The 23,173-nt window shown below is 63.1% G+C and carries 19 protein-coding genes; 1 reads left to right on the top strand and 18 read right to left on the bottom strand.

The genetic code is table 11. The annotated features are described in order from the left end of the window. Positions 1–24 precede the first annotated feature (24 nt). A complete protein-coding gene (gene aspS, locus PQG80_RS18335) occupies positions 25–1,869 on the bottom strand; it encodes an aspartate--tRNA ligase (protein WP_271752915.1) in 1,845 nt (614 codons plus the stop codon). 2 nt (positions 1,870–1,871) lie between these two features. Further along, complete coding sequence (hisS, locus tag PQG80_RS18330) at positions 1,872–3,152, bottom strand: histidine--tRNA ligase (protein WP_271752886.1); 1,281 nt, start codon at positions 3,150–3,152, stop codon at positions 1,872–1,874. Between the two features lie 567 nt (positions 3,153–3,719). On the opposite strand from hisS, the gene PQG80_RS18325 reads away from it, so the two are divergent. Beyond that, positions 3,720–4,772, top strand: coding sequence for an NAD(P)/FAD-dependent oxidoreductase (locus tag PQG80_RS18325; protein ID WP_271752885.1), 1,053 nt, complete (start codon positions 3,720–3,722; stop codon positions 4,770–4,772). Between the two features lie 190 nt (positions 4,773–4,962). Here the strand turns inward: PQG80_RS18325 and PQG80_RS18320 are convergent, their stop codons facing one another. From PQG80_RS18320 to PQG80_RS18245, 16 genes are all read right to left on the bottom strand, one after another. After that, complete coding sequence (locus PQG80_RS18320; protein ID WP_271752884.1) at positions 4,963–5,136, bottom strand: hypothetical protein; 174 nt, start codon at positions 5,134–5,136, stop codon at positions 4,963–4,965. A 125-nt stretch (positions 5,137–5,261) separates the two neighbouring features. Beyond that, the gene (gene dtd / locus PQG80_RS18315) at positions 5,262–5,705 is read right to left on the bottom strand and encodes a D-aminoacyl-tRNA deacylase (RefSeq protein ID WP_271752883.1); all 444 of its coding nucleotides are present in this window, start codon (positions 5,703–5,705) and stop codon (positions 5,262–5,264) included. A gap of 60 nt (positions 5,706–5,765) precedes the next feature. Beyond that, positions 5,766–7,964, bottom strand: coding sequence for a RelA/SpoT family protein (locus PQG80_RS18310; RefSeq protein WP_271752882.1), 2,199 nt, complete (start codon positions 7,962–7,964; stop codon positions 5,766–5,768). Between the two features lie 118 nt (positions 7,965–8,082). After that, complete coding sequence (locus PQG80_RS18305; protein WP_271752881.1) at positions 8,083–9,522, bottom strand: sensor histidine kinase; 1,440 nt, start codon at positions 9,520–9,522, stop codon at positions 8,083–8,085. Next, on the bottom strand, positions 9,519–10,199 hold the full coding sequence (locus tag PQG80_RS18300; protein WP_271752880.1) for a response regulator transcription factor: 681 nt from the start codon (positions 10,197–10,199) through the stop codon (positions 9,519–9,521). Before PQG80_RS18300 ends, PQG80_RS18305 begins: the two co-directional genes overlap by 4 nt. A gap of 46 nt (positions 10,200–10,245) precedes the next feature. After that, complete coding sequence (locus tag PQG80_RS18295) at positions 10,246–11,412, bottom strand: ABC transporter permease (protein WP_271752879.1); 1,167 nt, start codon at positions 11,410–11,412, stop codon at positions 10,246–10,248. Next, positions 11,409–12,113: an ABC transporter ATP-binding protein gene (locus PQG80_RS18290; RefSeq protein WP_271752878.1), complete on the bottom strand. Its 705-nt coding sequence runs from the start codon at positions 12,111–12,113 to the stop codon at positions 11,409–11,411. Before PQG80_RS18290 ends, PQG80_RS18295 begins: the two co-directional genes overlap by 4 nt. A 1-nt stretch (position 12,114) precedes the next feature. After that, positions 12,115–13,701: an efflux RND transporter periplasmic adaptor subunit gene (locus tag PQG80_RS18285; protein ID WP_271752877.1), complete on the bottom strand. Its 1,587-nt coding sequence runs from the start codon at positions 13,699–13,701 to the stop codon at positions 12,115–12,117. Positions 13,702–13,879: 178 nt separating this feature from the next. After that, positions 13,880–15,457: a sensor histidine kinase gene (locus tag PQG80_RS18280; RefSeq protein ID WP_271752876.1), complete on the bottom strand. Its 1,578-nt coding sequence runs from the start codon at positions 15,455–15,457 to the stop codon at positions 13,880–13,882. Beyond that, positions 15,454–16,137 carry a response regulator transcription factor gene (locus PQG80_RS18275; protein WP_271752875.1) on the bottom strand — a complete coding sequence of 228 codons (684 nt, stop codon included), beginning with the start codon at positions 16,135–16,137 and terminating at the stop codon, positions 15,454–15,456. Before PQG80_RS18275 ends, PQG80_RS18280 begins: the two co-directional genes overlap by 4 nt. A gap of 279 nt (positions 16,138–16,416) precedes the next feature. After that, entirely contained in the window at positions 16,417–16,929 is a 513-nt protein-coding gene (locus PQG80_RS18270) for an adenine phosphoribosyltransferase (protein WP_271752874.1), read from the bottom strand. A gap of 38 nt (positions 16,930–16,967) precedes the next feature. Further along, entirely contained in the window at positions 16,968–19,421 is a 2,454-nt protein-coding gene (recJ, locus tag PQG80_RS18265; protein WP_271752873.1) for a single-stranded-DNA-specific exonuclease RecJ, read from the bottom strand. A 69-nt stretch (positions 19,422–19,490) separates the two neighbouring features. Further along, positions 19,491–20,420 (bottom strand): cation diffusion facilitator family transporter, encoded by a 930-nt coding sequence (locus PQG80_RS18260; protein ID WP_271752872.1) that lies wholly within the window; start codon positions 20,418–20,420, stop codon positions 19,491–19,493. A 31-nt stretch (positions 20,421–20,451) separates the two neighbouring features. Then, on the bottom strand, positions 20,452–21,360 hold the full coding sequence (gene secF / locus PQG80_RS18255; RefSeq protein WP_271752871.1) for a protein translocase subunit SecF: 909 nt from the start codon (positions 21,358–21,360) through the stop codon (positions 20,452–20,454). After that, positions 21,350–22,600, bottom strand: coding sequence for a protein translocase subunit SecD (secD, locus tag PQG80_RS18250; RefSeq protein WP_271752870.1), 1,251 nt, complete (start codon positions 22,598–22,600; stop codon positions 21,350–21,352). Before secD ends, secF begins: the two co-directional genes overlap by 11 nt. Before the next feature lie 169 nt (positions 22,601–22,769). Beyond that, entirely contained in the window at positions 22,770–23,039 is a 270-nt protein-coding gene (locus PQG80_RS18245; protein WP_271752869.1) for a post-transcriptional regulator, read from the bottom strand. Between the last annotated feature and the right edge of the window lie 134 nt (positions 23,040–23,173).

Below are 23,173 nucleotides of genomic sequence, written 5' to 3'. Positions count from 1 at the left end.
CCTCTCTTGGCGCTTCAGGTTCGTTTATTCCTTAGCGGCGGCAGGCTCCGCCGATCCGTCTTCCGCAGCCTGTTCGGCCGGCGCGGCTGCCTTGGCCTGGGCGGCGATCGCCTTGGCGGACAGGCGGATGTGCAGGTCCTCGAGCTGCTTGTTTTCTACGCCGGACGGCGCGTCGGTGAGCAGGTCGGTCGCGCTCGCCGTCTTGGGGAAAGCGATCGTCTCGCGCAGGTTCGTGCGGCCCGTGAGCAGCATGATCAGACGGTCGAGGCCGAAGGCGATGCCGCCGTGCGGAGGCGTACCGTAGTCGAACGCGTCGAGGAAGAAGCCGAAGCGTTCCTTGGCTTCTTCAAGCGTGAAGCCGAGCGCGGAGAACATCTTCTCCTGCACTTCGCGGCGATAGATGCGCATCGAGCCGCCGCCGACTTCGTAGCCGTTCAGGACGATATCGTACGCCTGCGCGCGGATCGCGCCCGGATCGGAGTCGAACAATGCGATGTCCTCGTCGCGCGGGCGGGTGAACGGGTGATGCTCGGCGACCCAGCGCTTGCCCTCTTCGTCCCAGCCGAGCAGCGGGAAGTCGACGACCCACAGGAACTTGAACTTCGCGTTGTCGATGAGGCCGAGGTCGCGTCCGACCTTGAGACGCAGGTTGCCCATGACGTCGGCTGCGGTCTTGAGCTTGTCGGCGGAGAAGCAGAGCAGGTCTCCGTCCTCTACGCCGAGGCGCTCGGTCAGCGCCGCGATCTCTTCAGGCTTGAAGAACTTGACGATCGGGCCCTTCCACTCGCCGTCCTTGACCGTGATCCAGGCGATGCCCTTGCCGCCGTAGCGCGCGGCGAACGGCTGCAGGTCGTCGAGCTCCTTGCGGCTCCAGCTCGCGCAGCCCTTGGCGTTGAGCGCCTTGACGACGCCCCCTCCGGCTGCGACCGAAGCGAATACCTTAACGTCGCTCGTCTTGACGATGTCGGTGACGTCCTCGATCTCGAGCCCGAAGCGCAGGTCCGGCTTGTCCGAGCCGTACTTATGGATCGCGTCCGCATACGTGAGCCGCTGGAACGGCGTCTCGATCTCGGCGCCGATCGTCTCGCGGAACAGGCGCGCCATCAGCTCCTCCATCATGCCGAGCAGCTGGTCCTGCGACAGGAAGGAAGTCTCGATGTCGACCTGGGTGAACTCGGGCTGGCGGTCGGCTCGCAGGTCTTCGTCGCGGAAGCAGCGGGCGACCTGATAGTAGCGCTCGATGCCGCCGATCATCAGCAGCTGCTTGAACAGCTGCGGCGACTGCGGCAGGGCGAAGAACTCGCCCGGATGGACGCGGCTCGGCACGAGGTAATCGCGCGCGCCCTCAGGCGTGCTCTTGGTCAGGATCGGCGTCTCGACGTCAAGGAAGCCGTGATCGTCCAAGAAGTCCCGGAACACCTTGGTCGCCTTGGAGCGCAGGTACAGCGTGCGCTGCATCTCCGGACGGCGCAGGTCGAGATAGCGGTACTTCAGGCGGAGGGATTCATCCACTTCCACTCCGTCCTCGATCGGGAAAGGAGGCGTCTTGGCGCTGTTCATAACCTCGACTTCGGTTACCTGCACCTCGATCTCGCCGGTCGCCAGGTTCGCGTTGACCGTCTCGGGATCGCGCTCGACGACCTTGCCCTTCACCGCCAGCACGTATTCGTTGCGCGCGCGTCCGCCGAGCTCCAGCGCATCGCCGGAAAATTCGGGATTGAACACGATCTGGACGATTCCGCTGCGATCGCGGAGGTCGATGAACAGAATGCCGCCGAAGTCGCGCCATCCCTGCACCCATCCGTTCAGTACAACCGTTTGTCCAACGTGTTCCTTCGTCAGCTTGCCTGCATCAAATGTTTTAAGCATCGTCATTGCGTTAACCCCTCTTCGTCTTGTTGGTTCCATGCGCGTACCGCTTCGGCCAATCCGGCGAGCGGCACTTGCCGCTGCTCCTGCGTCTTCAGGTTCTTCAGCCCGACCTCGCCCCGCTCCAGCTCGTCATCGCCGATGACGGCCGCGTAGCGCGCGCCGATGCGGTCGGCGGCCTTGAACAGCGTCTTCGTCTTGCGGCCTTGATAGTCCTTGTCGACCGACAGGCCGGCCTCGCGCAGCCGATAGAGCAATCCGGGCGCCTCGCGCTCGGCCCGCTCGCCGAGCGCGATCACGAACACGTCGACGGCCGGGCCGAAGTCCGGCTTGGCATTCTGGCTCTCGAGCAGCATGACCGTGCGCTCGAGCCCGAGTCCCAAGCCCACGCCGGGCCGGTCCTCGCCGCCGATCTCGGAGACGAGGCCGTTGTAGCGGCCGCCGCCGCCGATCGTATCGATCGCGCCGATGCCCTGCGCCTTGTACTCGAACGCGGTGTGGGTGTAATAATCGAGTCCGCGAACGAGTCTAGGGTTGACCCTGTAAGGCACGCCCATGTCGTCCAGGTAACGGCGCACGAGCGCAAAGTGCGTGCTGCTCGCCTCGTCCAGACTGTCGAGAATGGACGGCGCGCCTTCGAACTTGTCCTGATCGACCTTGCAGTCGAGCACGCGCAGCGGATTGCGCTCCATGCGCGACTGGCAATCCTTGCACAGCGTATCCTTGATCGGACGGAGGAAGCCGAGCAGCGTCTCGCGGTAGACCGCGCGCACCTCGGGCGTGCCGACCGAGTTGATGTCGACGGTCACGCCGGTCAGTCCCACTTCCTTGTAAAACGTGTAGCCCAGCGCGATGACCTCAGCGTCCAGCGACGGTTCTTCCGAGCCGATCGCCTCCACGCCGAACTGGTGAAACTGCCGGTAACGGCCGGCTTGCGCGCGCTCGTAGCGGAACATCGGTCCGATGTAATACAGCTTGGACAGCTCGGGCTCTCCGTACAGCTTGTTCTCTACATAAGCGCGGACGACGCCCGCCGTGCCCTCCGGACGCAGCGTCATGCTCCGCTCGCCTTTGTCTACGAACGTATACATCTCCTTCTCGACGATGTCCGTCGTCTCGCCGACGCCGCGCCTGAACAGCTCGGTCGCTTCGAACATCGGCGTGCGGATCTCTCTGAACCGATATCTGCGGCTGACTTCCCTTGCGGTGTTCTCGACGTATTGCCACAGCTCGGACGCGCCCGGCAGGAAGTCCTGCGTGCCCGGCGGCTTCTGGAATGCCATTGCTGCACCACCCTCTCAAGATTCATCAAAAAAAGCCCTCGCCCGGACGACGCATCGCTGCGCCGACCGGGACGAGAGCTCGCATATGCTCCCGCGGTGCCACCCGTCGTTCGAACGCTCGTCCTGCGGAGACCGCAGAGGCGATAGCGCTCGCTCTTGAACCGGTTAACGCCCGGCGGACGCCTGCCGGCTACTGAAGCGACAGCTCGGCGCCGGCTCTCGTGGAGCGCGATCCGCCTCATGTCCGCCCGTTCGCGGGAGGTTCTCGGGGAGGTCTTTCGTCCGGTCATCGGCGGATCGCTCGCAGCCTAAGGCGATCCTCTCTGGAGACGTGGGTCCGGCGTACTTCTTCCCGTCATGGAATCCATGGCTTGATACAATTGAGTTTCATTTTACCCTTGCCCGAGCCGGCATGTCAAGAAAAGGCGAGATCGCATCGATCTAGGGCCTTCAATTAATAACGATTCTCATTCTCATGAAAATATGATACGATAGCTGAAAAGAGCCCCTGCCGGAAAACGGCCGCCCGGCTCAACAGCGAATCATAAAGGAGCGAACGATCGCGATATGGAACCGAACGTATTCGACGTCACCATCATCGGCGGCGGCCCCGCGGGGCTGTACTCCGCATTCTATAGCGGCTTGCGGGGAATGAAAACGAAGCTCATCGAATATCAGCCCATGCTCGGCGGCAAAGTCAACGTCTATCCCGAGAAGATGATCTGGGACGTCGGCGGCCTCACGCCGGTGACCGGCGAGCAGCTGATCCATCAGCTGATTCAGCAGGGTCTCACCTTCAACCCGGAAGTCGTCCTCGGCGAAAAAGTCACGTCCATCGCCCAAGACGAGGAAGGCGTCTTCGTCCTGCATGCGGCATCCGGCGCGCGGCACTTTTCCAAGACCGTGATCCTGGCCGTCGGCGGCGGCATCCTGAAGCCGACCAAGCTCGACATCGAAGGCGCGGACCGGTTCGAAGTGTCCAATCTTCATTACACCGTGAAGTCCCTATCCCGCTTCAAGGACAAGACCGTCCTCATCTCGGGCGGCGGCAATACGGCGATCGACTGGGCCAACGAGCTCGAGCCGATCGCCAGGCAGGTGTATCTCACGTACCGCAAGGAAACGCTGAAGGGACATGAAGCCGAGATCGCGAAGCTGAACAGCGGCTCCGTCGTCTGCCTGCTGAATACCTCGATCGACAGGCTGATCGCCACGCCGGCTCATGACGCGATCCGCAGCGTGATGCTGAAAAACATGGAGGACGGCTCCATGGTCGAGCTCGAGGTGGACGAAGTGATCATTAACCATGGGTACGAGCGCGACAGCGATATGCTCGACAAGAGCGACATCGCCGTCCGCATGCGTCCCGACTGGGGCATCGACGGCACGCCGATGAGCGAGACGTCCGTGCCGGGACTGTACGCGGCCGGCGATATTCTGGCGCACGACGGCAAGCTGCATCTGATCGCAGGCGCCTTCCAGGACGCGGCCAACGCCGTCAATAAAGCGAAGCAGTACATCACGCCGGACGCCGCCGCATACGGCATGGTCTCGTCTCACAACGAAGTGTTCGTCCAGCGCAACGCCGAGCTTAAGAAGCAAATGTTCGCCAAATCATGACGGCCTACCGTCAAAAAAAGGAGCCCGCTCATAAGAGCGGGCTCAATTTTGTAGCTTTATAGAAAAAGGGGGTCACCAACAATAATAGTCGGAATTCATTAAGCGCGGATGAAGCTAACATTACGGCTTTGTTACAAATGCTGGAATTTATTTCTTTTGCTGCCGCAGCCGCCATCGCTGCTACTGCGCATTAACCGCGCTTCGGACGTTCGGTACGGGCACCGCCGTCCGCAGAACGTCCGCCCGGCGGCGCAAGCTCCGAGGCGAACTCCTCGCCCATGAGCGACTGCGCTTCCCGCCGGTCGGCGCCCGGCAACGTACGGCCCGCGCGATCCATCCTGGCTTCTTTGGGAGATTGGCGCATACCTACGGCTCCTTTCGCTATACAAAGCGTATAGGACGTAGTGTTGCCGACAGCGCGATCTCCCATTCAACCGCGATCTGCTTGCGGAAGAGCAATCAGGCAAGGCCGATCCGCCGCGGCCCGCGCTAATCCTTCGTGTCCAGAATCAGCGTCACGGGACCGTCGTTCGTCAAGGACACGTCCATCATCGCGCCGAACGTCCCCGTTTCCACGGTCAACCCCGCCTCTCGCAGCAAATCGTTGAATCGGTCATAAAGCGCGGAAGCCGCATCGGGCCGGGCAGCTCCCATGAAGTTCGGGCGCCGCCCCTTGCGGCAATCCCCGAACAAGGTGAACTGCGACACGGACAGGATCGCGCCGCCCGTGTCTTTCACGGACAGGTTCATCTTGCCGGTCTCATCCTCGAAGATCCTCAGGCCCCCGATCTTGTCCGCCATCCACGCGGCGTCGCTCTCCGTATCCTCGTGGCCGACGCCGACGAGCAGCAGCAATCCCGCTCCGATCTCACCGATCGTATTCCCCTCAACCTCGACCCGGGCGCCCGATACCCGCTGCAACACTACCTTCACCCTGCACCACTCCCGCAAAAAAGATAAGCGGCCTGCGCGGCCGCCCATGAAATCTATCGTTTATTGCATCAGCCGCTGCACAGAGAAAATATCCTTGATCCGCTTGATCTTGTCTACCACGTTCTGCAGATGCTCCTTGTTGCGGATCAAAATCGTCAGGTGCATGATCGCGACCTTGTTGCGGTCCGACCGACCGGACACCGCGGCGATGTTCGTCTTGCTCTCGGACACGGTCTGCAGCACTTCGTTCAGCAGTCCCCTGCGGTCGTGGCCCAGAATCTCGATCTCGACGCTGTAGCTCGCCTCGACCTCGCCCGCCCATTCGACCTCGATGACGCGCTGCGCCTCTTCGCCCTCGGCGGCCGTCGGCAGGTTCTGGCAGTCCGACCGGTGCACGGACACGCCGCGCCCGCGCGTGATATATCCGATGATCGGATCGCCGGGCACCGGATTGCAGCAGCGGGCGAACCGCACGAGCAGGTTGTCCACGCCCTTCACCCGGACGCCGCTCGACGTGCGGGAGCGATTGACCGCGGCCGACGAAGACGGCGCGCGGACTTCCTTGACCTCGCTGGTCAACTGGATCTGCTGGGCTTCCTCGGCCTCTCTGCGGAGCTTCTCCGTGAGGCGGGTGACGACCTGCGCGGCCGTGATGCCGCTGAACCCGATCGCGGACATCATGTCCTCGATATCGTTAAACGTGAACTTGCGCGCAGCCTCGAGCAGCTTGTCGTCGGTCATCCACTCCGGCGGCTCGAGTCCCAGACGCTTCAGCTCGCGCTCGATCGCGTCCCGGCCCTTCGCGACGTTCTCCTCGCGTTTTTCCTTTTTGAACCAAGCCCGGATCTTGGCGCGCGCATGTGAGGACTGCGCGACCTTGAGCCAGTCTTGGCTCGGACCGTAAGAGTGCTTGGAGGTGAGGATCTCGACGATATCCCCGGTCTTGAGCTTGTGGTCGAGCGGCACGATTCTTCCGTTGACCTTGGCCCCGATCGTGCGGTTGCCGACCTCGGTATGAATGCGGTACGCGAAGTCGAGCGGCACAGCGCCCGCCGGCAATTCGTAAACCTCGCCCTTCGGCGTGAATACGAACACCAGATCGGTGAAGAAGTCCATCTTCAGCGACTCCATGAATTCGGCCGCGTCGCGCGTCTCCTGCTGCAGCTCGATGATCTCGCGGAACCAGTTCATCTTGTCGCCGAAGCTGCCCGCGACGTTGCCGGACTCCTTGCCTTCTTTGTATGCCCAGTGGGCCGCGATCCCGTATTCGCTCGTCCGGTGCATGTCCCAGGTGCGGATCTGCACCTCGGTAGGCTCGCCGGTCGGTCCCACGACGGTCGTATGGAGCGACTGATACATGTTCGCCTTCGGCATCGCGATATAATCCTTGAACCGTCCGGGCATCGGCTTCCAGAGCGTATGAATGATGCCGAGCGTTGCGTAGCAGTCCTTGACGTTGTCCACGAGGATGCGGATCGCCAGCAGGTCGTAGATCTCGTTGAACTGCTTGCCGCGCTCGGTCATCTTTTTATAAATGCTGTATATATGCTTGGGCCGCCCCGAGATGTCTCCTTGGATGCCCATCTCCTCGAGCTTCTCGCGGATCTTGTCGACGAGCTCGAAGATATAGGCCTCCCGCTCCGTGCGCTTCTTCTTCATCAGATTGGCGATCCGGTAATACTGCTGGGGATTCAGGTACCGCAGCGCGATATCCTCCATCTCCCACTTGATGGCGCTCATCCCGAGCCGGTGCGCGATCGGACAATAAATCTCCATCGTCTCGTGCGCGATCCGCCGCTGGCTCTCCTCCGACTGAAACTTCAGCGTCCGCATGTTGTGAAGGCGGTCGGCCAGCTTGATGAGGATGACGCGGATATCGTTGGCCATCGCGACGAACATCTTGCGGTAATTCTCGTTCTGCTGTTCTTCCTTGGACCGGAACTGGATCTTCTCCAGCTTGGTAAGACCGTCCACGAGACCTGCGATCGTCTCCCCGAACTCGCCGCGCACGTCCTCGACCGTCACGGTCGTGTCTTCGACGACGTCGTGCAGCAGCGCGGCTTCGACGGTGACGACGTCCATCTGCATCTGCACCATGATCTCCGCTACCGCGAGGGGGTGTAGAATATAAGGCTCGCCGGATTTGCGCAGCTGCCCCCGGTGCGCCTCGTCGGCGTACGCGTAGGCCTCCCGGATGCGCTCTAAGTCCTGTTCCTTCATGTATGTCGACGCTTTTTCAAGCAGCTGCTCCATGCCCATGCCATGTTCCTTTCCGCTCCCGGCCGGCGCAGGAACGCCGCGGGCCGCCGCGAATCGTGAGGTATTCCCTCCATTATGCCTCTTGGCGGAGGGAACCGTCAACAGCCGGCGACCGCCGTCAAAGGCTGTCGCGAACGGAATAGGACGTATGGGACGGCTCTGCGGACGGCAGGAAAAAGGTAAAAAGCGTGCCTTCCCCGACTACGCTGCGGACGGATGCGGCGGTGCCGTGCTTCTCCAGCACGAACTGAACGATGGCCAGCCCCAGGCCGCTGCCCGTGCGCGCGGACCTGGCCTTGTCGGATTTGTAGAAACGCTGCCAGATTTTGTCGAGCTCTTCCCCGGGTATGCCTACGCCGAAATCCCGCACGCTGATTCGCGCGCGATCCCCCTCCCGGACGGCTTCGACCTGCACCGCCCGGCCGTCCGGCGAGAACTGGATCGCGTTGAGCACGAGATTCGCGAGCACCTGGTCGATCCGGTCCGGATCCGCGCGGACCCATAGATCCTCCGCATCCCCGATCAGCTCCAGCCGGATGCCTCTGCGCCCCGCGTCGGGGGACATCCGGGCGAGCAGGCCTCTGATCCAACTGCTGAGATTGTATGGCAATGGCGCGATCTCGAGCTGGCCGGCCTCCATGCGGGCCACGTCGAGCAGGTCGTTCACGAGCCGGTTCATCCGCTGCGTCTGCTCGCGGACGAGACCGAGGTAATGCCGCTCTCTGTCCGGCGGCACGGCGCCGTCCAGCATAGCCTCGACGAAGCCGCCGATCGAAGTCAGCGGGGATCTGAGATCGTGGGACACGTTCGCCAGAAACTCCCGACGCATCCGGTCGAGACTCCCGAGCTCGGCGGACATATGGTTGAGCGACGAAGCCAGTTCGCCGATCTCGTCGCGGTGGCGGTCGGGCAGCCGGACGTCGAACCGCCCCTTGGCGATGTCCCTGGCCGCCAGCGTCATGCGCCGCAGCCGGGCGGTCATGCCGCGGGATACGATGAGCACGATAGTCGTCGACACGACGAGCATGGTGATCATGATGTTGCGGAACAAGCCGTTGAACGCGTTGAAGTCCTGCTGGAACGCCCCGGATACGACCAGGACCGTCTGCGCGCTCCAACTGCGGTCGCCGCCGACCGGGACAGCCGCGATGCGAATTTTTCCTTTGCCGGACGCGTCGCCCGGACGCCACAGCTTATCCCGCGCCGCGAGCGTCTCTCTGAGCGCGGCCGGATCGATCTCAACGGTCCCGCCCCCGTTCGGGCTGCCCGTCTGCAGCACGACCTCCCCGGCAGCGTTCAGAATGACGACCGTCCGGTTCGGACCGCCGCTCATCTGCAGCGCGCTCGTCAGCTGCGTCCGGCTCCACTGCTCCCTGTACGCGCTGCGCACGAGCGCCGCGGTCACGTCCAGCTGCCTCAGCTCGATCCGGTCGCTCCGATCCCGCAGCTGCGAGCGGACGAACCGGTCGGAGACGAGCAGCGTGATCGCGAAGGAGATGAGGAGAACGGCAAAAAAAGCGAGCAGCAGCTTGGCGGTAATGCCGCTGTACCGCCTCATGCCCCGCTCACTTCGAATTTGTAGCCTACGCCGCGTATCGTCTCGATGCGATAATGCTCCGTCATGCCGATCTTCTCCCGGATTCGCTTAATATGTACGTCTACCGTGCGGGGATCCCCCTCGAATTCGTAGCCCCATACCCGGTCGAGGAGCTGGTCCCTCGTGAACACCCGGCCGGGAATCGACGCCAGCAGGTGCAGCAGCTCCATCTCCTTGGGCGGCAGCGTGAGCTCGTTCCCCCCGCAGTCGACGATATACCGGTCGAGATCGATCGTCAGCATCGGAATGCGGATCGGCTCCCGCGCGAATCCGGGCATCGTCCGGCGCAGGACGGCGCGCACGCGCGCCATGAGCTCCTTGGGATCGAACGGCTTCACCAGGTAATCGTCCGCGCCCAGCTCGAAGCCTTTCAGCTTGTCATAGCTCTCGCCTTTGCCCGTCAGTATGATGATCGGGGTCGACCGTTCGGCGCGGATCTTCCGGCATACGCCCCAGCCGTCGAGTCCCGGCAGCATGAGATCCAGGATGACCAGGTCCGGCGGTCCGGAGGAGAACAGGTCCCAGCCGTCCTCCCCGTCTCCGGCGATGTCGTAGGCGAACCCTTCGCGTTTTAGATACAGGCCGATGAGTTCGCCGATATACGGGTCGTCTTCGATGACGAGTATGTGTGCAGTCATGCGATTCGCCTCCTTCCGCTTATGCGACCGGCCGCCCGCATTGCAGTCATTGTCGCAGCGCTTCGACCGGATTGAGGCGGGACGCCCGCCTGGCCGGAAGGAAGCCGAACAGTACGCCTACCCCGATGGAAAAGACGACCGCGATGATCATGATATCGACGGAGGGCGAGGCCGGCGAATCCATCATTTTGCCGACGAACTTGGACCCGCCCGCCCCGACGGCCACGCCCGCGATGCCGCCCAGCAAGCCGATCATCGAGGCCTCCGCGAGAAATTGGAACAAAATATCCCGCTGCTTGGCCCCGAGCGACTTGCGGATGCCGATCTCCCGCGTGCGCTCTGTAACGGAGACCAGCATCATGTTCATGACGCCGATGCCGCCGACAAGCAGCGAGATGGCGGCCACATAAGTGAGCAGTGTCGACACCGATGTCGATACCGACGTGATCGTCTCCAGCAGATCCTGTTGGTTAAATACCGTATAGCTGTCTTCGTCGTTGCGGAAAAAGGCCTTGAGGTTACTTTCAAGCGCCGCCTGCGCCCGGTCCACGTTTTTCTCGCTGTCGACCTGTACGTAAATCGTGCGAATCGCATCGGTCTGGAGTACGACGCGGGCCGTCGACAGCGGCACGATGACGACGTTGTCACTCGATCCGTTGGTCGTGCTCCCCTTGGGAGCTAGAACGCCTACGATTTTGTACGGAATGCCGTTCAACGAGATTTTGCTGCCGACCGGATTGCTCATTTTCAACTCGGTCGCGACCTCGGAGCCGATAACCGCCACCTTCTGCTTGAATGAATCGTCGATATCCAGGATGAAGCGTCCCTGCTGCACTTCGTAATCCCGTATATCGGCGAAGGCAGAGGTCGTCGCGTTCACGGACGCGGAATAGGTCAGCGTCCCGTACTTGGCGGTCACATTGCCGCTGATGTTCGGCGCGTAGCTGTCCACGTTGTCCACGTCCGCCAATGCCTGGACGTCGGTCTGCTTGATGCTGGTGACGGCGCCGCGACCAACGACGTTGACGGTCAACATGTTCGTGCCCAATCCCTGCAGCTGGCTCTTCACCTGCTCCGAGGTGCCGTTGCCGATCGCGACCATGATCGTCACCGAAGCGACGCCGATGAGGATGCCGAGCACGGTCAGCAGCGTGCGCAGCGGCTGGGCGCGGACGCTCCCCCAGGCCATGCGTATACCCTGGCTTAGCTTCATGAGGCCGCGCTCCTCTCTTCGGTCAGCATGCCGTCCTGGATGCGCACGACGCGCCTGGCCTGCTCCGCGACCTTCGGATCGTGCGTGATGAGCACGATCGTGTTGCCCTCGGCGTTGAGCTCCTGAAGCAGGCCGATGACGTCGCGGCTCGTCTTGCTGTCGAGCGCGCCCGTCGGCTCGTCGGCGAGCAGGAGCGGCGGCCGCCCCGCGAGCGCCCGCGCGATGGCGACGCGCTGCTGCTGGCCGCCGGAGAGCTGGTTCGGCATGTGGTGCATCCGGTCGCCGAGCCCGACCTTCTCGAGCGCTTCCTTCGCCAGCGCGCGGCGTTCCCGCCCGGACATGCCGCGGTAGACGAGCGGCAGCTCGACGTTCTCGATCGCCCGCAGCCGCGGCAGCAGATGAAAGCTCTGGAAGATGAAGCCGATCTTGTTGTTGCGTATATGGGCCAGCTTGTTGTCGCTGAGCTTGCCGACCTCGGCGCCGTCCAGCGTATACTTGCCGCCGGTCGGCGTATCGAGGCAGCCGAGCACGTTCATGAGCGTCGACTTGCCGGAGCCGGAGGGCCCGACGATCGCCATGAAGTCGCCTTTGTTCACGGTCAGCGATATGCCGTCGAGCGCGTTCAGCGTCTCTCCCGCTAGCGTGTACTTCTTGAATACGTCCTCCATGGCGATCAGAGGAGAGGGCGCCGTCTTGCTCATGTCATCGACCTCCCGCGGCGCCCGTCCGGACGCCCGAGCCGCCGGTGCGGGCGCCGCCGCCGAAATTGCCGCCTCCGAAACTGCCGCCCGCCCCGCCTGCCGGGAAGGCGCCGCCGCCTATCTGGAAGCCGCCTGCGCCGAAGGCCGTCTGCTGCTGGTTGCCGGAGCCGGTCGATACGACGACCGGAATCAGGACGGTCTGGCCCTCCGTCAGTCCGGTGAGCACTTCCACTTGCGCATCCGTCGTGATGCCTACCGTAATCTGCTTAAGCGCAAACGCCGCGCTCGCGGCGCCGGCAGCCGTCTGACCCTGGCCGCCTCTCGCAAATCCCCCCGCCGCGCCGGTACCCGCTTGGCGGCCGCCGAAGCCGCCTTGCCTCGTCTGGCCGCCACCGCCAGCGCCGGCCTGTGCGCCCGCCGCGTTGCCGCCTGGCACAGCTTCTGCAGGCGTTTGGTCGCCGTCGCCGTTCGACTGCGTGCCGCCGTCATTGCCCGGCTGTGCGTTGCCCGCCGCCTGTCCGCCCGTTGGCTGGTCTCCTGCCGCCTGATCTCCAGCAGCCTGACCGCCTTCCGTCGCCTGGCCACCCGCCTGACCGCCCGCTGCCTGGCCGGCCGCTTGCCCGCCGCTTGCGGCCTGCCCCGTCGTCGTTCCGCCCGCCGGCACGCGCACGAAATACCGCTCGCCCATCTGCGTCACCGCTTCGACCGGCACGAGCAATGCGTCCTGTTTGGACTCGATGACGACGTCGACGCTGCCGTTCATGCCGGGCAGGACGCCGTCCGTCTTGTCGAGGCGCACCGTGACGGGGAACGTCGCGACGCCGTTCGTCGAAGTGCCTTCCTTGGCGATCTTCGTCACCTTGCCCGTGAACGCTTGTCCGCTCAGCGCGTCCATCGTGATATTCGCGGTCTGTCCGACCTTCAGCTGCGAGATGTCAAGCTCGTCCGCAGAGATCTGCATATCGAGCTTGTCGTAGTTCACGATCGTGAAGGCCTCGGTCTGGCCGCTCACCGAGTCGCCCTCCTTGACGCCAACGACGGTGACCGTGCCGTCGATCGAAGCGACGAGCGGATCGGGCGCCTTCGCCTTTTCCCGCGTATCCTGCATGTCCAGCTGCGTCTGCTTGATGTTGAGCTGAATCGACTTGATGCTCATCTCGGCCGCGTCGATCTCGGATTGCTCGGCGCCGGATACCTGCAGCGTCTTCCACTTCTCCTGCGCTTGCTCCAGCTGCATCTGCAGCTGCTCTAGGCTGAGCTCCGATTTGCTGAGCGATAGGCTCACGTCTTCGCCCTCGAACGTCGCGAGCACCGCGCCCTTCTTGACCGACGCCCCTTCGGCGACCTTGACGCTCTCGACCGTGGCGTTGGCCGTCGGCTTCACCGTTTCCGACTCGCTGACTGCCACGGCTCCGCTGCCCGAGACGCTTTTCGTGATCGTCCCGATCGTCGCGCGCGACTGCGTGAACGACGGGCCGCTCGTCGCCGCCTTCGTATCCTTGGACGAATACCACCAATAGCCACCGCCGCCGGCCGCGATCAAGCAGACGACCACGATCCAGGCGATCCATTTTCTGCTCCTTCTCATCCTAGACGACCTCCTATGTACGATAAGAGGAGCCTAGCAGAGTTGCGTGAATTTTAGATGAACAGCGGATGAATGCCAGCTGAAAATGGCTGTCCGGCCGCGATCCAAGCCGTCTCGTCCGGAATAAGCGGACAAAAAAGCTACCGCCCCCCAAGGGAAGCGATAGCGATGGGCGGATTCATTGTTCGGGCAATCGGAGCGTAAATATCGTGCCGCGCCCCGGTTCGCTCGCGACCCCGATGCGGCCGCCAAGCGCGTCCGTAATCGACTTGGAGATGGACAAGCCGAGTCCGGCGCCGCCGTACTTGCGCGTGCGCGAGGAGTCGCTGCGATAGAATCGGTCGAACACGTGCGGCAGATGCGCGGCGTCGATGCCGGAGCCGTTGTCCTTTACGTCGAGATGCACGAACCCGTCGGCCTTGCGGACCGCGAGCGAGATCGCGCCTTCCGTCGGATCCGTATGCTGGACGGCGTTGTGGAACAAATTGAGCACGACCTGCTTGATCTTGTCGGGATCGTATAGACAGTACATGTCCTCCGGCAGCGAAAAGTCAACCTCGCGGGAGCCGGCCAGCATCCGCAGCTGCGGCTCCATCTCGCGCAGCGTATCGCTCAGGCTGCCGCGCGCGGCGTGCATGGCGCCCCGCTGGTCGAGCTTCGCGAGCGTCAGCAGGTCTCCGACCAGCTTGCGCAGCCGCTCCGACTCGCCGTGCATGCTGCGCAGCGCGCGCTCGAGCTGCTCCGGATTGTTGGAAGCGCCGCGCAGCAGCACCTCTAAAAAGCCGTGTATCGAGGTGAGCGGCGTCCGCAGCTCATGCGACGCGTCCGCCACGAACTGACGCATATGCTCCTTCGCTTCCTTCTCCGTCTCGAAAGCATCGTTCAGCCGCGCCAGCATTCCGTTGAACGATGCCGACAGCCGCCCGATCTCCACCGGCTTCGCGATCGCGGGAAACGGCTCGTCGAGATTGCCGGCGTCGATCCGTTCGACCCTGTCGACCAGGTCGGACAGCGGCGTGAGCGTCCGGCGCAGCACGGGCAGGAGCGCGAGCAGTCCCGCGAACAGCGCCAACAGAGAGAGGAATCCGAATAGCAGCAGCTGCCCGTTCAGCGTCTCCTTGAGCTCCTCCGTTCCCGCGCTGATCTGGATGACGCCGGAGCCCTGTCCGTCTTTGCCCAGAGAACGGAGCACGACGAGCTGTTCGCGTCCCTCCGCGTCCTTCGCGATCCGGTAATCCGCCCCGCGACCTGCATCCTTCCCCTCGCCGCTCATAGCCGCCTTATACACCGCGTCATCCAGCCGCGGCGGGTCAGCCTGGTCCGTCCATTCGGACAACGTCGTAAAGCTCAGGTCGGTACCGATCAGCGCGACGGTGGCACCGGGGACGTAGAATCGGCCGCGCATGGCGTCCGCATTATCGGCGTACGCCTCTTCGGTGTCGGCCGCCGCTTCTGCGCCGCCGTTGCCGAGCTGCTGCTTGGCCCCGGAAGAGCCGTATTCCGGCTTGAAGGAGCGGTCCGAGACGCCGGCGCCATGTCCTTGGCGGTCCCGCCAGATGTCAGGAGGCAGCGTCAGGATCTGGCTCTGGAGCGCCGAGGCTTTGTTCTCGTACGTGAACTTGCGCATGAGCACGTACTGCAGCACGCCGATGAACACGAGCAGCACGGCCACGACGAGCAGCGACCGCGACAGCAGCTGAAGGCGCAAGGAGCCTTTCAACGGCGCGCGGACGGCCCCTTCCGGGTCCCGCCTCATGGCAGATCGATCCGGTATCCCGCGCCGCGCAGGGTGCGGATCAGCTGGTGCTCCTTGTCGCCGAGCTTCTCCCGCAGCGAACGGATGTACACCTCGACGATGTTCTCGTCCCCGCCGAAGTCGTAGCCCCATACCTTGTCGAGAATGAGCGCCTTGCTCAGTACGATGCCGTGGTTGATGACCATATATTTGAGCAGCTCGTATTCGGTAGGCGACAGCTCGAGCACGCGACCGCTCAGGCTGATCTCCTTGCGCCGGTCATCGATGCCGATCGGTCCGAATACGGCCTGTCCGGACATGAGCGGAAACTGGTTGCGCACCCTCGCATGAATGCGAGCGAGCAGCTCCTCGAAGCTGAACGGCTTGACCATATAATCGTCCGCTCCCAGCATCAGCCCTTTCACCCGATCGTCCACCTCGTCTTTGGCCGTCAGCATGATGACCGCGACGTTTTCCGTCTTCTTGAGCATTTTGCAAGCTTCGAAGCCGTCCATGCCGGGCATCATGACGTCCAGTATGGCGACGTGCGGCTTGAAGCTCTTGGCCAGCGTGATCGCCGTCATCCCGTCGGGGGCCGTCTGCACCTCGAAGCCTTCGTTGAGCAGCCCCAGCTCCAGGAATTGCAATATATTAGGCTCGTCGTCTACGGCGAGGATCCGGATACCTTTGATTTGATTCATCGCGATGTCGCTCCTCTTCGTTGCACGCTATTCGTCTGACCTCATTATCCGGCGTGGCGCTGAAGCGCTTCTGAGCCGTAGCTGAAGATCGGCTGAAGATGAAAGGCTTCGCCCAGGAAGTCTCGGCTAGGAACAAAATCAACCGCTAGTGCCATCGCTTCGCCCAGGAAGTCTCGGCTAGGAATAAAATCAACCACTCGCATTATATAAAAAAACCGGACGTTCCGTCTGACGGAGCGTCCGGCCTCTCAGCCCGGCGGAATTCGCCGCGGCCTTGGGTCAATATTGAACGAGCGATTCGATGCGCGCGCCGTTGAGCTTGTCCCGTCCGTCGAGATAGCTCAGCTCGATGAGGAACGATGCGCCCGCGATCTCGCCGCCGAGCTGCTCGATCAGTCTGATCGTCGTCGCGATCGTGCCGCCGGTAGCCAGCAGATCGTCCGCGATCAGCACCTTCTGGCCGGGCTTGATCGCATCCTTGTGCACCGCCAGCGTGTCCTTGCCGTACTCCAGGTCGTAGCCCGCTTCGACGGTCTCGCCGGGCAGCTTGCCCGACTTGCGGATCGGCACGAAGCCGACGCCGAGCGCCAGCGCGAGCGGGGCGCCGATGACGAAGCCGCGCGCTTCGGGACCGGCTACGATGTCGATGTCCCAGTCCTTCACGCGTTCCTTCATTTCCTCGATCGCCGCGCGGTACACCTCGCCGTTGTTCAGCAGGGTCGTAATGTCCTTGAAGCGGATGCCGGGTACGGGAAAGTCGGGAATCACGCGGATATATGGCTTAAAATCCATGATTGATCGCTCCTTCAAAACGAGTTCGCCAGATTGCATTATACACTTGATCTCAACAGCTTGCCATCGTTACCTTCCGCCAGCTTGCGCAGCCAGCTCCGCAGCTCGGCGGGGGACATGCCGGACAACGATTCGGCTTCCGCGCGCAGGAGCGCCTTGCGGTACCGGGCGGACTCCTCCAGCTGCCGCTTGGGCGGCTGCGCGACGACCTCGACCGCGGCGCGGCTGCGCCGCAGGAAGCCGAGCTCCTCGAAGACATCCTGCATCATGACCACGTCGGCGAGCGTACGGCCCGTCCGCTCCGCCACCTGGCGGAGAAAGCCGTCCGGTGCTTCGATCCAGCTCCCTTTGCGGCGGAGCAGGGCATATACCTCTCCGAATTGCTCCCGGGTCGGCATCCGTCCGCCGGTCCCCCGGCTCCCGCCCGATGCCGCCCTGCCGTCGGAATTCCCGAGCCGGCTCCTGCCGGCCGACAGGAGATGGATCTCCTCCACGGCGTATCCGGCGGACAGCAGCATGCGCAAGCCCTCCAGGCTCTCCGCCGCCTCGGGCAGATCGATGAGCGCGATGCGCAGCGTACGCTCGCCCGCCTCAGCGACGATACGCGCGGCTTCCGCATAAGCGGCTACGCGAAGGCCGGTCGCGTCGACGAGGCTCTCCCGGAGCATGGCGAGCGCCGCCTCGCCGGCCGCTACGGCCAGGAGCGGCGCGGCATGGTCGGCTGCGGCCAGCGACCGCAGCGCGCTCTGCCAATCGGCCTCGTGCCGGCGGTCGTGCACGGGCAGCGCCGCCGTCTGCCAATCCTGCAGCATGAGCTGGACTCTTTTGCTGCCGTTCCATTCGTTCACGGACAGCTCTCCGAGCACGTTCACCGTTCCGCAGCCCTGCATGGTCTCGCAGTCGCCGCCTCTGCCGAAGCACACCGCCTCCAGCTTTCGGCCGCCTTGACCCAGCACGACCCGCAGATGCCGGCTCTCCTTGCCCATCGCCTTGGCATCCAGCACCTCGGCCTCCCGCAGCACGAACCGCGGGGACGGGTTGCCGATGCCGCAGGGCTCCAGCGCCCGCAGCTGCTCCGCGGCTTCGAGCGTGAGCTCGGAGGCGCGGCAGACGAGGTCCGCCTTCTTCCTCGGGATCCAATCCTCCGCAGATAGCCAGGCTTCGGCCAGCGCGGACAGCCGCGCGCCGAGCGATGCGACCCGATCCGTGCGCATCGTCATGCCCGCCGCCGCCTTGTGGCCCCCGAAGTGCTCCAGTTCGTCCGCGCACGCGGTGAGCGCGGCATGCAGATCGAAGCCTTCGATCGAGCGCGCCGAGCCTTTGCATAGACCGGTCGCCGCGTCCGCCGCCAGCACGACGGCCGGTTTGTAGTAGCGCTCGACCAGCTTGGAGGCGACCAGCCCCGCGATGCCGGCGTTCCAGCCATCGCCCGCAATCGCGATGACCGCGGGTCCCCGCCCGCCGTGCTCGGCTACGATGGACTGCCAGGCGGCGTCTGCTTGGGCGAGCGTGTCCTCCACGAGCTGCTGCCGCTCCTGATTCAGCATGTCGAGCTCCGCGGCCAGCAGCTCGGCTTCTTCCCGGTCGGACGAGATCAGCAGCCGCAGCGCGATGTCCGCCTCGGCCAGCCGTCCGCCCGCGTTCAGCCTCGGCGCGAGCCCGAATGCGATACGTCCGCTCGTGAGACGACCCGGCTCGGCGCCCGCGATCTGCGCCAGCGCCTTCACGCCATGGCTCGGCCGCGCATTCATCTCCGCGAGGCCCAGCTGTACGATCGCGCGATTCTCGTCCGTCAGCGGCATCAGGTCGGCGACGACCCCGATCGCGGCCACGTCCGCAAGCGAGAGGTCCGGCTCGCCCAGCAGCGCGTGCGCCAGCTTGAAAGCGACCGCCGAGCCCGTAAGCTCCTTGAACGGATACGGACAGCCCGGCTGCTTCGGGTTCACGATGGCGACCGCCGCGGACGGCAGAACGGCGGGCGGCTCGTGATGGTCCGTGACGACGACGTCGATGCCGAGCGCTGCCGCATAAGCGATCTGGTCGACCGCGCTGATTCCGTTGTCCACCGTCACGATCAGCTTGACGCCGGACTCCGCGGCATGATCGATAGCCGGCAGGTTGAGCCCGTAGCCTTCTTTGCTGCGGTGCGGTATGTACGTATCGAAGTCCGCGCCGAGCCGGCCGAGCAGCCGGTGCATGAGCGCGGTGGAGGTGACGCCGTCGGCGTCGTAGTCTCCGTATACCCGGATGCGCTCCCCGGCTTCGATCGCCCGGCGGATCCGCGCCACGGCAAGGTCCATGCCGAGCATGAGATAGGGATCGTGCAGATCCCGAAGACCCGGGTACAGGAATCTGTCCGCGTCCTCCGCTTTCTTATACCCCCGCGATACGAGGAGACGGCTCACGAGAGGCGCAAGGCCCAGTTGGGCCGCGAGCGCCGCAGCGGCCTGTTCGTCTTCTTCGGCCATGACCCAGCGATAGGCGGCTTTCACCTTGGCATCGCTCCTTTCTGCCCTACAGCACTGTGGACCCCGCCTTGGGCGGCGGAGTCCACAGCGATTTTATTGAATTAAGGTAGGCATTTCTTCTTCTTGATGATTCGATTTGTAGGGATATCCGGGATCGTAAGGCTCTACGTGCACGTTGGCGTCGGATACATGCAGGAAGCGCTTGGTCAGCTGCCTGCGCACGCGCTGCGCGATATCGTGGCCTTCGAGCACCGAAATGCGCGGATTCACGCGGATGAGGACGTCTACGATGACGTAATGGCCATGTTCCTTCGCTCTCAGCTCGTCGACCGCGACGACGCCGTCGACCCGCTGCACGACCTCCAGCAAGGTCTGCGCGTCCACTTCGTCCATCGGCCGCCTCTCGACGGCGCCGATCGCCGATGCCGCCTGCCGGTAACCCATCCGGAGCACGAACACGCCGATCACGAGTCCGGCCGCCGGGTCGAGCACGTACAGCACGGGCAGCTCCAGCACGTGCCCGATCATGGCGCCCGCGGTGCCGACCAGCGCGGTCAGCGATGCGAATACGTCCGATCGGTCGGTCCGGGTCGCGTCCGGGCGCAGTCCCATTCGCAGATCGTAGCTGCGCCGGTACAGGATCAGCCCTTCGCGGGCGGCCATGCCGACGGCGATCGCGATGACGGCGCCCCAGCCGGGCGCCCGGTCCTCGCCCCATGCGATCGAACGAAGCGAGGAGATCGCCATCTCGAGTCCGGCCAGCAGCAGCAGCGCCGCGAAGATGACGGCGGCCACCGCTTCGCGCTGCCGATCCGCGGTGCCGTGGGGTTTAATCGCCCTCCGGTGCCGCAGATAAGAATTGACGGCGGCGGCGAAGTCGGCCGCCGAATGGCACGCGTCCGCCATCAGCGCTTTGCTGCCTGTTAACCAACCTGCGAGACCCTTGAAGACCGACAGTACGAGCAACCCGAGCAGGGAGACCTTGATGCCATGCAGCGTTTTGCCGGTCTTTTTATGAGTCATCTTATCGATACACCTCTATTCCCTTGATCCGTCAAGGCGCCGGCTGCGCCTTAACGGGCTTGGCAGGCTTCGCTTTTCGTTTCATCCAGAACCAGAGCGGGCTGGCGATGAATATGGAGGAATAGGCGCCGCTGATCAGGCCGAAGATCATGGCCAGCGAGAACATCTTGATCGATTCGCTGCCGAATACGAAGAGACAGACGGCGGCGAAGGCGACGGTGATGACCGTGTTGATCGAGCGGGTCAGCGTCTGCGTGATGCTGTCGTTGACGACCTTGGCCAGATCGGCCTCCGACTTCACCTTCGCGAAGCGCATGTTCTCCCGGATCCGGTCGAATATGACGACGGTATCGTTGATCGAATACCCGATGATGGTGAGCACCGCTACGATGAACGGCAGATTCACTTCCAGATGGAAGATCGAGAACAGCGTGATGACGATAAAGGCATCGTACAGAAGCGCGATGACCGACGAGATGGCGTACCGCCATTCGAAGCGGATCGCGATGTAGATGATGATGCCGAGCGATGCGATCAGGATGCCGCGCAGCGCGTTCGTCTGCTGCTCCTTGGCGATCTCGACGTCTACGATATTTTTCTCGAAGGACGCCTTGTCGTCGAACTTCGACTTAAAGTCGGACTCGAGCTTGCTCTGCTGCTCTTCGTTCAGCGCGGCCTTGAAGCGGATCGAGAGCCGCTCGGCTGCCGTCGTCAGGTGGTATTCGCCCAATTCTTCCTTCTCGAGAAACGCCTTGACATCGTCGCCGTTCACCGGCTTGGTGATCGCGATATCGACCGAGGTGCCCGATTGAAAATCGATGCCGTAGTTCAGACCCCGGATCGAGAGCGACAGGATGCCGATCAGCACGACGACGAGCGATGCGATAAAGAAAGGCTTGCTCCATTTAATCCAGTCGATGTCGTGGAATTTATAGCGCACGGATTTCACTCTCCTTTACGCCATAATAACCGACCTTGTTGAACTTGCCGCTCTTCACGAGCAGATGCATGAGATAGCGCGGCAGGAAAATGTTAGTCGCGATATTGACGATAATCGAAGCCAGCAGCACGACCGCGAAGCCCTTGACGGAGCCTTGGCCGATGAAGTACAGCACGGCGCCCGCGATAATGTTGGTGATATGCGCGTCGATGATCGTGCGGAAGCTGTTCTTGTTGCCTGAACGCAGCGACGACGCGATGCTCTTGCCCGTGCGGATCTCGTCCTTGATGCGCTCGGCGGTGATGATGTTGGAGTCGACGGCGATGCCGATCCCGAGCACGAACGCCGCGATGCCCGGCAGCGTCAGCGTTGCGCCCATCAGCCAGAAGACGGCGATGAGCAGCCAGACGAACACGAGCAGGCAGAAGCCCGCGATGACGCCCGGCAGGCGATAGAAGACGACCATGAATATGAAAATGGCGACGGAAGCGATGAGGCCCGCGAGCAGCGTCTCGTCCAGCGACTTCTGGCCGAGCGTCGCGCCTACGCTCTGCGTATATTTCTCGCTGAGCTTCAGCGGCAGCGCGCCGAGGTTGATCGTATCGGCCAGCGCCTTGGCGTCGGCCGCCGTCCGCTGGCCGGAGATCGTAGCGTTGCCGTCGGTGAAGACGCCTTGGACGGTAGGATCGGAGAGCAGGTCATCGTCAAGATAGATGGCGAGCTGCTTGCCGAGCAGTCGGGTCGAGATCTCTTCGAATTTCTTTTTATCCTTGACCTCGATGGCGACGAGCGGCTCTCTCAGCTGGTTGTACTCAACCTTGGCCGCGCCTTCCTTGAACTCGTTGCCTTGCAGCTCGGTCTTGCAGTATCCGGCGTCCGCGGCGCAGCCGTCGGCGCTCCGGAACGTGAGCACGGCCGGCTTCTGCAGCATCTTGCGGACTTCGGATTCGTCCGCGACGCCGGCGATCTTGACGCGGATGCGGTTCTTGCCTTCCGGCGTCACCTCGGATTCGCCCACGCCGCGCGAGTCGATCCGCTTCTTGATGCTCTCGGCCGTCTTGTTGAGCGAATCCTTGGTGACCTCGCCCGTCCCCGAGAGCGGGGATGCTTCGTACAAAATCTCAAAGCCGCCTTGCAAATCGAGCCCGAGCTTCGTCTTGTCCAGCAGATACGGGCTGGTCGCCGCGATAACGCCGAAAGAAACGAGAACCACGAGCACGAAAGCGAGCATACGGTTCATATGGTATTGCCGACCCCTTTCGATTCTCAATGTTCCTATTATACCTACGCGCTCAAAGCGAAGTCAATTTGTCGAAAAGCCCTGTTCGCATGCAAAAAAAGGCTCCTCACGGGAGCCTCCGGGCCTTGATGCGGGCCAGTTGCCTGGATTCGAACCGCCACCTGCGAATCTATCGACGCTTCTCTCCGCGATAGATGCTGAGCGTAATATAATTCATGAAGTTCGTCACCTTCAGGGACAGGATGTCGTTGACCATCGCGTGCAGCGCGGGCGTGCCCGTCTTGTGGTACTTGTCGCTCACGCATTCCCAGATTTCGGGTCCCGTCGCCTGTTCGTAGCCGATCATCCGGAATTCTTCGGCTTTACTTTCGCATAGTTCCCGGATCGTGCGGTTCAGCTCCGCTTCGTCCGCGTCATTGCCGCGAATCTCGTCCGTCACCGGCCGTTCCCCCTTCCGCGTAGCCCATGTTGTCCTCTAACCGTTTGCCTGCGTGCTTAAGCGGCATTGCCCAACCTAAAGTATACCTTTCGCCGCCATATGCCGAATTCCTGCACGTCCCGTCCGGAAGGCTT

Source organism: Cohnella rhizoplanae, assembly GCF_948329515.1.
GTDB classification, from domain to species: domain Bacteria; phylum Bacillota; class Bacilli; order Paenibacillales; family Paenibacillaceae; genus Cohnella; species Cohnella rhizoplanae.
The sequence above is the reverse complement of the archived record's forward strand: the minus strand, read 5'-3'. Positions and strand labels throughout refer to the sequence as shown.